Genomic DNA, 13,053 nt, shown 5'->3' on the forward strand with positions numbered 1-13,053 from the left:
GCCTTGCTCCCGTTCGTGCCGATGACCTTGGTGCTGTACCCATTAAAGCCCTCATGCAGCGTAACCCAAGTGTAGATTGGGAACAGGTCGATGATGTGATTTATGGCTGTGCCAACCAAGCCGGTGAAGACAACCGTAATGTTGGCCGTATGTCAGCACTGCTTGCTGGTTTACCGTATCAGGTGCCGGCAACCACCATTAACCGTTTATGCGGTTCATCACTCGATGCGATTGCTATTGCTGCCCGTGCCATTAAAGCAGGTGAAGCGAACTTGGTGATTGCAGGTGGTGTGGAAAGTATGAGCCGTGCCCCCTATGTGATGGGTAAGTCTGACAGTGCTTTTGGCCGTAGCCAGAAGATTGAAGATACCACCATGGGTTGGCGTTTCATTAACCCCAAACTTAAAGAATGGTATGGTGTAGACACCATGCCCCAGACTGCCGAAAACGTCGCTGAACAGTTCAACGTCAATCGTGCAGATCAGGACCAGTTTGCCTTGGTGAGCCAACAACGCACCGCAAGCGCGCAAGCCAAAGGCTTTTTTTCTAAAGAAATCGTGCCAGTTGAAATCCCTCAGCGTAAGGGTGAGGCTGTTGTGATTGATACTGATGAACATCCACGTGCATCCACCACACTTGAAGGTTTAAGCAAACTTAAACCTGTTGTGAAAGCAGATGGTACAGTTACTGCGGGTAATGCTTCAGGCATCAACGATGGTGCGGCAGCTTTACTGATTGCTTCTGATGATGCAGTTCAGGCTTACAACCTCAAACCACGTGCCAAGATCATTGCTTCAACAGCGGTGGGTGTAGAACCACGCATTATGGGTTTTGCTCCGGCACCAGCCATTAAAAAATTACTGAAACAAGCCAACCTGACTTTAGAGCAGATGGATGTAATTGAGCTGAATGAAGCCTTTGCTGCACAGGCTTTGGCAGTGACTCGTGATTTAGGTTTGCCAGACAACTCTGACAAGGTCAATCCAAACGGTGGAGCAATTGCATTGGGCCATCCACTTGGTGCCTCGGGTGCACGGCTAGTCACTACAGCCTTGAACCAGCTTGAACAAACAGGTGGTCGTTATGCCTTGTGTTCAATGTGTATTGGTGTGGGACAAGGGATTGCACTCATTATTGAACGTGTTGAAGCACTTTAAGGAGAAACAAATGCCATCTTTTCAATCTGCCGATGCACAAATTAACTATCAAACTTTTGGCGAACCTTCTTCCCCTGCTCTGGTGTTTTCCAATTCTTTGGGCACTAACTATGGCATGTGGCAAAAACAGTTTAATGAGTTAAAAGATCAATTTTTTGTGATCTGTTATGACACTCGTGGTCACGGTTCATCATCTACGCCTGACGGTCCATATACTGTAGAGCAATTAGGTGAAGATGTTGTCCGTTTACTCGACCATCTAAATATTAGCAAAGCTGCTTTTTGTGGTATTTCAATGGGCGGTTTAACAGGTCAATGGCTTGCGATTCACTACCCTAACCGTTTTAGTCATGTCATTGTTGCAAATACTGCCGCTAAAATCGGACAAGAGCAGGCGTGGCTTGACCGTGCAAAATTAGTACGTGAGCAAGGTTTACAGCCAATCGCAGCTACAGCAGCTTCGCGATGGTTTACAGATCCCTTTATCCAAAGTCATCCTTCAATTGTCAACAACCTGTGTAACGACTTAAGTGCTGGCAGCGCAATAGGTTATGCCAATTGTTGCGAGGCTTTGGCTAAAGCGGATGTCCGTGAGCAGTTAAAAGACATCAAAATACCTGTATTGGTGATTGCTGGAACTCAAGACCCTGTAACGACTGTTGCAGATGGTCAATTTATGCAGCAGCGCATTCCACAATCACAACTTGCAGAGATAGACGCTTCTCATATTTCCAATGTAGAACAGCCTGAAGCTTTTAATAAAATCCTAAAGGATTTTTTATTAGGCTAATTTAATGATTCAAAAAAAATGGCCTATAGGGGCCATTTTTTATATCTGCATTTAGTTTTTAAAATTAATAACGAATCATCACCGATTTTAATTCGGTGTAATCTTCAATAAATGCATCTGAAAACTCTCTACCAATTCCTGAAGCTTTCACACCACCAAATGGAACTGAGGGATCTAAGAACGTATGCATATTGACCCACAAGGTCCCTGCTTCAATTTTAGGAATTAAACGCAAAGCTTTAGACAAATCATTTGTCCAAATACTTGCGGTTAAACCAAAGCGCGACTGATTCATAAGCTGAATAAGTTCTTCATCAGTTTCGAATGGCATTACCCCGACTACTGGACCAAAAGTTTCTTCTGAAAATAAAGGATCATTGGTATTTTTAAAGGAAATTAAAGTCGGTTGTACAAAATATCCTGATCGATCTAAAGCCTCACCTCCAGCAATAATCTGGTTGTTGGCTTTAGCCATATCTAAATAATGTTTCACTTTATGAAAGTGTGGCTGATTAGAGAGTGGACCAAACATACTTCCTTCATCCATAGCCGATCCAATTTTTAAACTAGAAAGTGCTTTAGAGAGTTTTTCGACTAGTTCATTATGTTTTGTATGGTGTACAAAAAAACGCTCTGGGGATGCACAAACTTGACCTTGATGTACAAAAGTTGCTTGCAACAAAGTCGGTAAAATCTCATCAATATTTGCATCGGCTAAAACAGCTATGGCATTTTTACCGCCCAGCTCCAGACTTACACGGGTTAAATCACTACTCATCGCAAGTTTACCGATGGCAATACCTGTTGGTACCGAACCTGTAAATGAAACTTTCTTAACGAGTGGCGACTCAATTAAATATTGCCCTGTATCTCCCTTACCTGTAACCACATTAATCACACCTGCCGGAATACCTGCCTTAATGGCAAGTTCAGCTAAACGTAATAAAGATAAGCTGGCAAACTCACTTGGTTTAAGCACAATGGTACAACCAGTTGTCAAAGCTGAACCTATTTTCCAAACTCCAATCATCAGTGAGAAATTCCAAGGCACAATACCTGCAACCACGCCAATAGGCTGTCTTAAAGTAAAGGCCGTATATTTCTCACCTTGCATAGAAGGAATAGAAGGTTGCATGGTTTGACCATTAATTTTGGTTGCCCAACCTGCAAAATATCTTAAGAAAATAACGGATTGTGCGACTTCAAGATGACGGGAAATATTGATAAGCTTTCCGGTGGATAACGACTCGAGCTGTGCAAGTTCTTCACCATGTTGCTCAATTAAATCTGCTAACTTATTTAGTTTAACGCCACGTTCATACGGCGTCGTTTCAGCCCAAGCATTTTGAAAAGCATGTTCAGCACTTTTCACGGCGCTTTCGACATCTTGTTGACTACCGATACTAATTTGAGCAACCACTTGTTCAGTCGATGGATTCACAATATCCACTTTATCCAAATGTTCAGCAGCAACTAATTTTCCATCAATAAAATGTCCATGTTGACGTGCCATAAATTGCTGCACGCTTTGTAAAATCTGAACTTCACTCATTTTATTTCTCTCAATTCATTTAAAGGATCTATTAATAGATGTATTGCAAAATTAACTGCCCATAGACATTGGTTTTGTCATCGTAGTTTTGTGTAGCACCACTATGGATATCGTGTTTCGGTTTATAGAGTCCCACTAAAGGAATCACGTTGAATTTTTTATTGACCGACCAAACCGAGAATACATCCAGCTCATGTCCATCTACATTGGTTAAAGACTTATTTACTGTTTTGAACTTATAAGCCAAAGCACCCAACATAAAATTTTCTTTCAAATTCATCGTGTAAGAGACTTGATGAATATCTGCATTTTTATTGAATGGACCAGCATAATTTCCGGCAACTTCGCCCTGAAACCAAGTACCGAACCCGACTGTATTGCCATAAAACATTGGATCGTATTGGTCGGAAAAATGGCTAAAACGGTAACCTAATGAGGAGGTATATTTTGAAGATAAAAAGTTATAGTTCAGCGCTAAGTAGCCAGCATTTTCTTGTCCATCTTTTTTATCTTGAACTACAAACTCAGTTTTAACTTGTAACTCTGGCAAAGGTTGATAATTCAAACGTAAAGCATAGTTTTTGAGATCTTGTCGCTCTGAAACCTGTTCAGCATCTTTAAGGTCTAATACATTTAAATAAGTAAACCCAACGCCTTTATCTTTAAGCTGATACATCAGATCAGTCACAAAGAGTTCTGGGGAAAATTGTGCTTTATTGTCTGACTTTAGATAAGCCAGCTTTAGCGTTGTATTTTCTTGCGGTTTATATTGAAGCAAACTTGTAAAATCAAAGCTTCGACGAGCTGCCAGATAATATGCTCCGCCCCGATCTAGGGTGCCATCCGCAGGCGCTTTACCAAGATTTAACGCATCACCCGCAATGAAGAACCCATCACCAATCATGATATTTTGTCGACCGATACTTAAATCATAGGTCGTTAACTCATCTTTATTGGTGCCGTCTTTAAAACCAATGATCCATTCATTCACATCTGTTTTACGTTCTTTACCATTACTATTTTGGCCTGCGTCACCATCACCAAATGTTGCCGAGCTAATACCGCTCAAGCTTGCATAGAGCTGATTGTTTTTAAAGGTGTAGTTTCCCTTCGCACCATATTTAAGATGACCTTCTTGCCAATTGACTCTTTCATCATCTAGGTTTTCGCCGTTATAGCTTTTGCCGCTACTAAAAGCCCCAAAAGTTGCTTCAAAAGTTGGCTTAATTTCAAGCTCACCAGCATGCACAGTTGAAAAAAATGAGACAAAGAGAGTCCCTCTCACAACCTGAGAAAATAAATTTTTCATTGAGAAATTCCTTTTTTGCGAACGGCCTAACCGTGCTCAAGTGTGGGTAACTGATTCGTTACCCACTCTAGATCATGCACCCGTTTAGTGATGGTCGTGCTGTGTGTTTTGCTCGTCTTCACCCAAGTTTAAAGTCGGGGTACTGTCAAAGAAGTTCCAAGGTTTGATGAGTGTATTTACCCATTCTGTTGGCATGATTGGCCACTCTTCAGCACGTGCCACATGGGTTGTTCCTGTTGTCATCCACACCACAAGGTCTTTATTTTCAATATTCTCATTGTTGCCAATGAATTGTCCTAATCCTGTGTCATGAGTTGAACGGTTTGAATATTTCCCTTCAGGGTAGCGTTCGTCTGGATTGTACTGAGTCACCCAAATTTGCTTATCCATAAAGTTCAAACGTTTAAATAACCATTCATCTTTAGAGAAATTGGCTCCTTTTGCTACAGGGTGTGTTCCACCTGCAAAAGGAATGAGTTGATAAGAAACCGGATTACCTAGTTTATTTTCTTTGTTGAAATTCGTGAGTAAGCGAATAGTGGATGGATCAAATTTTTCAGCTGCATTTTGCTCATTCGTAATGACTTTACTGTCAATTTGCATTGAGCTTGTACGGACACCACTTTTGTCATTGGCTTTCACCACAGGGTCCATATGCATAAAGCTGTTGTTTTCCCCATCTACATCCATGTCTAAGCGGAAGTTATAGATGTGCTGATGCGTTGTACCCACAATATTATGGTCAATTAAAGTTCCATATTTAGTGTCTTCTTTTGCGTTACTGTCATGCATGGTGCGTGATTTAACACCTTTAACAGCTTCAATACCTGTTGCACCCGCATTAATCCCAATTACACCATTTTGGGCAAATACCCAGTCAAACATGTAATCGTAGTTCCCCACTGTACTAATCCAGCGCACAACAAGTTCACGGCGGGCTTCACTCGCATCTTGGTTGCCAAAAATTTCGTGATGTTTATATTCAGGCCCAGCATAACGTTCAAATACAGCAATCGCATTTGGAATTACTTGTGGTTGGCCTTTATAGTCTGCAATCACGGCATCAAGTAAAACAGCGTTGTCTGGTGCATCTGTTCCAGGAAGAATAGATGATGTGAGTGTTCCCATACCATATTCGCCAGAGTCCAAATAAGATTTGAAGTACCAGCCAATATCAGGGTCACCATATGGAACCACCATTCCACCCAAGTTCCCTTCATACATGACTTTACGCTTAACGCCTTTATCTTTATAGGTCACGGTTGAAAGCTGTAAGCCAACACGAGAGTCTAAGGCCACATGCAAACACCAGTTGCCCCAATGTATGGTTTGACCTGTAATGCTAAAGTTCTTACCCTCAGGTTCAGTAATATTGAGTGGTTTTAGCTTACTTGGTACTGGCTTATTCGACATATAAGGTCGATTTGCCATTGGTACAGGAATGATTGAACCTTCTTCAATCTTAATAATTTTTTCTTTATCTAAATCGACTACGGCAACTAAATTTTCAATCGGATGCGCCCAGTAGTTACCATCACCGACATCAAAGTAAGCAACAACTTTTAATATATTGAGTTGTTTGTCCAAACCATCTTTACCGCCAAAATATCCAACAGTTAGCGGTGTAGCAATCACTTTCTTCACATCGGTAATGCCGCGTTTCCGTAAAGCTTCCTGATATTCTTTACTTGTCTCAATTACACGCTGTACGGCTTCAAAATTATCGAGCAGCACCATTCCATGAGTGTCTTTAAGTACATTCCATTTGGTGACTTGTTGAGTGTTAAGATTAACTTCACCTTCAATCGCTTGACTCCCCTTTAACAAAATAAAAGAGGCAATACGATCTTCTTTAAATTCTTTGTGATTAATAAAGTAATCCCAAACTTTTGCTTTTTCAGGCTCTTTAAGCTTTAACTCGGCAAAACGCATATTTTTATAGGCATATTTCGAGCGGTTAATCACATCAAATGTTTTTTTAATTTCGTCAGAATTTAAACTGTTGAGCGGATGAAAAGTATTTTCAACTTTAAAGGTTTGATCCAACCCAGACTGGAAGACTTCATTAAAAAAATCTTTTCCAATAACAGGTTTACCATCTTTAATTAATAAAGGCACGCTGAGTTTGAAAGGTTTGCCATTCACTAAAACCTGATTTGAGTTTGGCTTGGCTCTAACCACCATAGAGCCTTTAGTAATTGTATAGGTATTGGTAAAGTCATCTTTAATGACTTTAGCGCCTTGCTCACTCATGTTTTGATAAAGTGAGACCATGTCGGCCTTTCCAGCATGAGCAAACGCTTGAGTATTGAGTCCCCAAAAGCTTGCAGCGATTGATAAGTTAAGTGCCAGTATTTTTTGTATGTCATTCAATAATCGTTGTTTACGCATTGGTTTCATCCTTTTCATCTATCCCTGAACTATCTGAATCAGATAGTTAAAATGCACTTCCTGTGAGTGAAATTTATTAGACCAACTTAATAGTTTTATGGTTATTAAGCTTATCTAACCTGCTCTAATGAATTTAATTTCAACACAGTTACATAAGGCTAGCTTGTTCAAGAATGACGTCGGATTTGTCTAAAAATGACATTGAGAGATGAAAGAATTAAACCGACATACCCTCTCTAAATTCTTTAGGAGAAATACCATAAGTCTTTTTAAAGATTTTTGAAAAATGAGCACCGTCCCAAAAACCCCACTTCAAGGCAATTTGGGTAATTGAGCTTTGTTTATTTCTTTTATCAAGCAAATCTGCTTTGACTTTTTCTAGGCGTTTGAGCTGTATATATTTGTTAATAGATAAATTTTCTTGAAGAAATAAACGGTAGAGATGACGTAGCGACACCCCAATATGCTCTGCAATTAATTTAGGGGTTAAATCTGGTTTTGCTAAGTTTTCTATAATATAACGCTCAGCTTTTTCCATTAGATTATTTGAGCTATTAATATTTTTATAATTAATTGTCGGTTTAATTAGAGCAATTAACGCATCTTCAAAAGCATTACCATCTTCAGTTGCGTACCAAAGTTTGATATTTTCAGCAGACATGTTTTTCAAAATATTTTTAAGTAAAAAGCCGCTCATATTTTGAGTAATCAGTTTTCCAAAATATTCGGTACTAATATTTTCTTTCAGTAATTTTTCACGCGATAGATGGACTGAAATCTGGCTGACTAAACCTTGCGGATACATCGAAATTGTTTCGACCGGGTCGACCAAAACAATATCGCCTTCATTTAGGCTTAAGGTTTCATTTTTATACTCGAGCAGCATTTTTCCCGAATACTGCAAAATCAAAAAACAAAAACGATTATTCACTCGATCGATTTCATCGGCTTTTCGGACAATTTTATTGGCATTGTTTTTGATAAAAGCAATTTCGGTATCGCCCAATAAAAAGCACTGAACTTCACCTATGAATAAATTACGGGTCCCGTCAAAATCGGTTTCAAAATTGCCGCACACACTTTTAATATGGTGCGTCCATGTGAGTAATGCATCGCTTACATATTGGTTCATCCCTTACCTCTCTATACATATGCCACCACTCAAAATTTTGCGTTTGTGGTGGTGCACTGTCTTGGCTTATTTGCAATCTTGTTTTATTGATAAACAAATTGTGTGCCAAAAATTCCTTATCCTTGGAATTGTTTTGATGATAGTCAGCTAGATATGAATAAGCTGATAAATCAATTCAATTTATCAGCTTAATGGGACTTATGCTACTCCTGCAAAATCTCTCAGCATGGTAATAAAAATATCCTTTTGTTCCTCAGAATACTTTTTAAACACCTCATTTTGATGGCTATCGGCAATATCAAATAAATACTGCGCCGTTTGTTTACCCTTTTCCGTTAGTGCATATAAATTATCGTGGTCAACCAATAGCCCTTCAAATTTTAGAATTTCAGCTGATCTTTCAACTTCTTGCATTGGCATAGCAATATCACGCGGTAAATCTTCCTTACTTGAAGCAGTACCACTGGCTAAAACGAGCAAAAGACGTGATTCACTGGTACGGAAACCCGAAGCCATTTGCTTAGGAATATAGTCGGTTTGATAAGCTTTAAAAGCACGACTCATCAAATAGCAAACATTATTATATAAGTGCCCATAATGTGTTTGGTCTACGCCGTTCTCTTCAGTTTGTTTAACTTGAAGGCTTGGATGCGGCATTACACAAGAATATGCACCTTGATGGTAAACCAGCGGGCTTCGGCCTTGGTCATGGAAACGAACCACTTTACCAATAATAATCCAGTGGTCACCACCTTCGATCACTTGATAACGTTCGCACTCAAACACCGCAGAACAATTTTCTAAAATGGGTGCGCGTCCTGCGCCAAGTTGAAAATTTGTGTCGGCAAATTTATCAATATTGCGTCTCGAAAACTTATTAGACAGCTCAATTTGCGTGCCTGATAAAATATTGACTGCAAAATGTGTTGCTTCTTCAAATACTGAAAAACTTGACGATTTTTTATCAATACTCCACAAAATAAGTGGTGGATCGAGTGATACCGAGTTAAAACTATTTGCGGTTACACCGACTTTCTCACCTTGTGCATTTTGTGCAGTAACAATGGTAACGCCTGTTGCAAAATTTCCTAATGCTCGTCGAAACTGTAGTGGATCGACCGTAAACTCATCTATTTGTTGTAATACATTCATCATCTTTCTCCTAAACCTTCTCTTACATCCATATAAATCGCGAGAGCATTAGATATCTAAAACTAATCTCGGTGTTTTAGAACGTGAACAGCACACTAATATTTGCTCATTGCTGGCCTTTTCTTCATCAGTAAAATAAACATCTCTGTGATCTGGTTCGCCTTCAATCACATCGCACATGCAGGTTCCACATACGCCTTGCTCGCATGACATTTCGATCTCGATGCCTTCTTTAGCCAAAGCCTGCAAAATGGTTTCACCAGCTTCGACCATAATGATTTTTCCACTTCGCTCAGCCACCACCTCAAATGAATCTCCTGACGTGTCTGTTTCGACTTGGAAATACTCTTTGTGGATTTGCTGCTCAGGAAAATCGTGAGTCGTGGCGAGATTAATCACCCAATCCATGAAACCGACTGGACCACAGGTATAAATATGACTTTCAGGGTTAATATCTTTAATGGCAGATTCAAAAAATGCTCTGTGGCTTGCACCTTCGGATTTAAAATGGAAAGTTGTGTATTGTGCTAACTCACCATTTTTAATTTCATCAACAAAAGCACATTTTTCAGAGCTAGCACCACAGTAGTGAAGCTCAAATGATGCACCTTCATGTGCAAGTTGATATGCCATCGTAATTAATGGCGTAATCCCGATTCCACCGCCAATCAATACACTGTGCTTGGCTTTTAAAAGTGGAAATAAATTTTTTGGCTCACTGACCTGAATTTGCATCCCATCTTTAATTTCATCAAATGCAGAAATCGAGCCGCCACGTGATTCAGGGTCACGTAAGATTCCAAGGCGAAACTTTCCTTCGTCATTTGGATTTTGGCAAAGCGAATATTGGCGCACCATACCATTCGGTAAGTGCACATCAATATGTGCACCGGGTTCAACCTTTGGTAATGCAGCAGAAGTTGCAGATTCAAATTCCATAACTGCAATATTTCCACCTTCCACATGGCGATTTTTAACGACAACATCATAAAGTGTAGTCATGATTTAACTCCCTTTTCATGCTTAAGCGATTGGCTTAACGCATGAATAAACCACCGTTAATATCCCATGTTGCACCAGTCACAAACCCCGCATTTGGACTCGCAAGCAACCCACAAGTTTCAGCAATAAAATGCATACTTCCTAAGGCTTTAACCGGAATATTCTGGATGAACTGTTCCATTTTTTCGTCTGGCACCACACTATGAACGATTGGAGATTCCATTGGTCCTGGTGCAACCGCATTAACCGTCACCCCTTTTGCCGCAAACTCTTTGGCAAAAATTTTGGTTAACGTCACAATGGCCCCTTTGGTTGCCGCGTAGTGTGCACCCGTTGCAGTACCGCCGTTTTGTCCTGCCAAAGACGCCATATTAATGATGCGTCCATAACCTTTTTTGGCCATGTATTGACCAACAATTTGACAAGCTTGAAAGGTGCCGCGTTGGTTAACTTGGGTCACCCAATCAAAATCGGCTGCGGTAATTTCTAATACGGGTGTTGCTTTAGTGACGGTAGCATTGTTAATTAACACATCAAGTTTAGAAAATTTCTCTTCAATCCATTGCACCGCTGCATGAAAATCTGCCTCGACCGAAATATCCAGCTTTAAAGGAAGCATATTTTGGGCATACTGACTTTGTGCTTTGGCATTTTCGGCTTTTTCAAGCGTACTTGCCGACAAAATCACTTGATGACCTTGGCTCGCAAAATATTCAGCAATCACATTACCGAGTCCAGAAGCAGCACCTGTCACTAAAACAACCTGTTTCATGTTACCGCTCCTAAAGAATGTAGCTAATACCAGCTAAGGTATCGGTTGAGTTAACCAAGTTAATGATTTTACGGTTAATCTTAAAACCAGTATCGGCATTACGGGTTAGATGGTACGTAATATCGGCCGTGTAATGCTTGAGGTTTTCTTTACGGAATTCACGTAAATTTTGAGCACAGCGTAAAACGATTTCATCATCTTGATCTTGAATCACTCGTACTCGCGAAATACTGCGTACCGTATTCGCCTTTGGTGCCGTAGAAATTGCCTCACCATTTTCGAGTCGTTCTACACGTAACTTACGCATATGATTATCGTCATAGGCATAATTTAAGTTGTTTTCGTAGTCTGTGAGGTTCGGGTCAATCGGAATGATATAAACACCCTTTTCATTCCATAAATTGAGCCATTCACGGTACTCGCTATGGTCTAACATATCTGCTTCGGCCCAGATGAAAGCAGTGACTTCATTTAATAATTGCAGATTAATATTCATTGCTCTCTCCTTAAGCTGTCATCATCTTTTTCCACTGCTGATATGCTGCACGCATACCTGTTTCAGCACTGACATCACTTTTTAAGCCATCTTCAGTTTTGACTTCGCCCGGTAAACCACGGTTGAGCATGATCCATAAATCATTACCGGCATTGGCACCATGTTGTACGCGTTCCCAAGCCTCAGAGTCATCTGGCGTACCAAAACCAAATGGGCCTTGGAAATGTTCATGCAAACGTAAGCGATATTGATTGGCAATTTGTGGACCGCCATCCATCGTAATCACCGAGTGATGAATTTCTGTTTCAGCAACTGAAATTGGCTGTAACACACGGAAGAACGCCATTGAACATGCAATATTCGGAAATAAATTTAAGTTAAAGCCAGAACCACCCACTGCACGAACAATACGGCGTACTTCTAACTCTTCATGCCCTTCGTCACGCAAAGCTTGAGCCAAGTCTTCGAAACGCTCTTGAATTGGTCGCTCCATTAAGTCTTCTTCTAAATCAACCAGTTCAGGAATCATCACCATGACACTGTGACCGTTGCCTAAGTCTTCAACAAAGCCAGGCTGGTTTTCGAAGTTAAAGAGTTCTTCGGTTTTTTCATCTACAGAACTTAAGAATGATTTGTGTACCAACGGGAAGTGATATGCATCGGTGGTATTTTCAAGCTGGATTTTCCAGTTACCCGGGAAACGGAAACGGTGTTCACCCAACACTTTAATTGGATAACCCGCACCTTGCTTCATAAACAGGTCGATCCATTTTTTTGCTGGCCCAAGGAACTCTTCAAGCGGTTGAATGTCTTCTTTAAATGAAGCGAAGATCATGCCGTTATATTCTTCTACCCGTAGACTCACTAGTGGTAATTCTGATTTATCTAAACAATCGCCGTAACTTTCCGGAGATGGCACACCACGTAAACTGCCATCAAGTGCATAACTCCAACCGTGATATGGGCATACAAAACTGTTGGTTTTCCCTTTTTTATGTTCGCATACGGTTGCTGCACGGTGACGGCAACGGTTTAAAAGTACATGGACTTTCTTTTTACGGTCACGTACCACAACCACAGGCTGTTTACCAATGTTAATGGTTTTATAGCTTCCGCCTTCCGGAATTTCGCTAGCATGCGCAACCCACACCCAAGTGCTATAAAAGATTTTTTCCATCTCTTCATCAAAAATGCGTTCATCTTTATAAAGAGAAGTATGGGCACGGTCACTTTTAACTAAAGCATCGTAATCAATGCCAATGTTATGCGTTGAGATAATACTGTTCATATCAATAGTCCT

Annotated in this window: 11 protein-coding genes; 2 read left to right on the forward strand and 9 right to left on the reverse strand. The window is 40.3% G+C overall.

What is annotated here, in order from left to right; genetic code table 11:
* Positions 1-1,157, forward strand: a 1,157-nt coding sequence (pcaF, locus tag J582_RS0104455; protein ID WP_032047720.1) for a 3-oxoadipyl-CoA thiolase, incomplete at its 5' end; no start/stop codon positions are given.
* A 10-nt stretch (positions 1,158-1,167) separates the two neighbouring features.
* On the forward strand, positions 1,168-1,947 hold the full coding sequence (pcaD, locus tag J582_RS08425; protein ID WP_032047721.1) for a 3-oxoadipate enol-lactonase: 780 nt from the start codon (positions 1,168-1,170) through the stop codon (positions 1,945-1,947).
* A gap of 64 nt (positions 1,948-2,011) precedes the next feature.
* Here the strand turns inward: pcaD and J582_RS08430 are convergent, their stop codons facing one another.
* From J582_RS08430 to J582_RS08470, 9 genes are all read right to left on the reverse strand, one after another.
* Positions 2,012-3,499, reverse strand: coding sequence for an NAD-dependent phenylacetaldehyde dehydrogenase (locus J582_RS08430; protein WP_032047723.1), 1,488 nt, complete (start codon positions 3,497-3,499; stop codon positions 2,012-2,014).
* Positions 3,500-3,530: 31 nt separating this feature from the next.
* The gene (locus J582_RS08435) at positions 3,531-4,748 is read right to left on the reverse strand and encodes a hypothetical protein (RefSeq protein ID WP_080746814.1); all 1,218 of its coding nucleotides are present in this window, start codon (positions 4,746-4,748) and stop codon (positions 3,531-3,533) included.
* 144 nt (positions 4,749-4,892) lie between these two features.
* On the reverse strand, positions 4,893-7,208 hold the full coding sequence (gene tynA, locus J582_RS08440; protein ID WP_081405523.1) for a primary-amine oxidase: 2,316 nt from the start codon (positions 7,206-7,208) through the stop codon (positions 4,893-4,895).
* 208 nt (positions 7,209-7,416) lie between these two features.
* On the reverse strand, positions 7,417-8,331 hold the full coding sequence (gene feaR / locus J582_RS08445; RefSeq protein WP_022574416.1) for a transcriptional regulator FeaR: 915 nt from the start codon (positions 8,329-8,331) through the stop codon (positions 7,417-7,419).
* 198 nt (positions 8,332-8,529) lie between these two features.
* On the reverse strand, positions 8,530-9,486 hold the full coding sequence (locus tag J582_RS08450; protein ID WP_080746809.1) for a p-hydroxyphenylacetate 3-hydroxylase reductase component: 957 nt from the start codon (positions 9,484-9,486) through the stop codon (positions 8,530-8,532).
* 45 nt (positions 9,487-9,531) lie between these two features.
* Complete coding sequence (locus J582_RS08455; protein ID WP_032047727.1) at positions 9,532-10,485, reverse strand: PDR/VanB family oxidoreductase; 954 nt, start codon at positions 10,483-10,485, stop codon at positions 9,532-9,534.
* 34 nt (positions 10,486-10,519) lie between these two features.
* Positions 10,520-11,257 (reverse strand): SDR family NAD(P)-dependent oxidoreductase, encoded by a 738-nt coding sequence (locus J582_RS08460; RefSeq protein ID WP_032047729.1) that lies wholly within the window; start codon positions 11,255-11,257, stop codon positions 10,520-10,522.
* A 10-nt stretch (positions 11,258-11,267) separates the two neighbouring features.
* Positions 11,268-11,753, reverse strand: coding sequence for an aromatic-ring-hydroxylating dioxygenase subunit beta (locus J582_RS08465; RefSeq protein WP_032047730.1), 486 nt, complete (start codon positions 11,751-11,753; stop codon positions 11,268-11,270).
* Positions 11,754-11,763: 10 nt separating this feature from the next.
* Positions 11,764-13,041, reverse strand: a complete 1,278-nt coding sequence (locus J582_RS08470) for an aromatic ring-hydroxylating oxygenase subunit alpha (RefSeq protein WP_032047731.1) — start codon at positions 13,039-13,041, stop codon at positions 11,764-11,766.
* Positions 13,042-13,053: the final 12 nt, after the last annotated feature.

Source organism: Acinetobacter sp. 1566109 (assembly GCF_000582255.1).
GTDB classification, from domain to species: domain Bacteria; phylum Pseudomonadota; class Gammaproteobacteria; order Pseudomonadales; family Moraxellaceae; genus Acinetobacter; species Acinetobacter nosocomialis.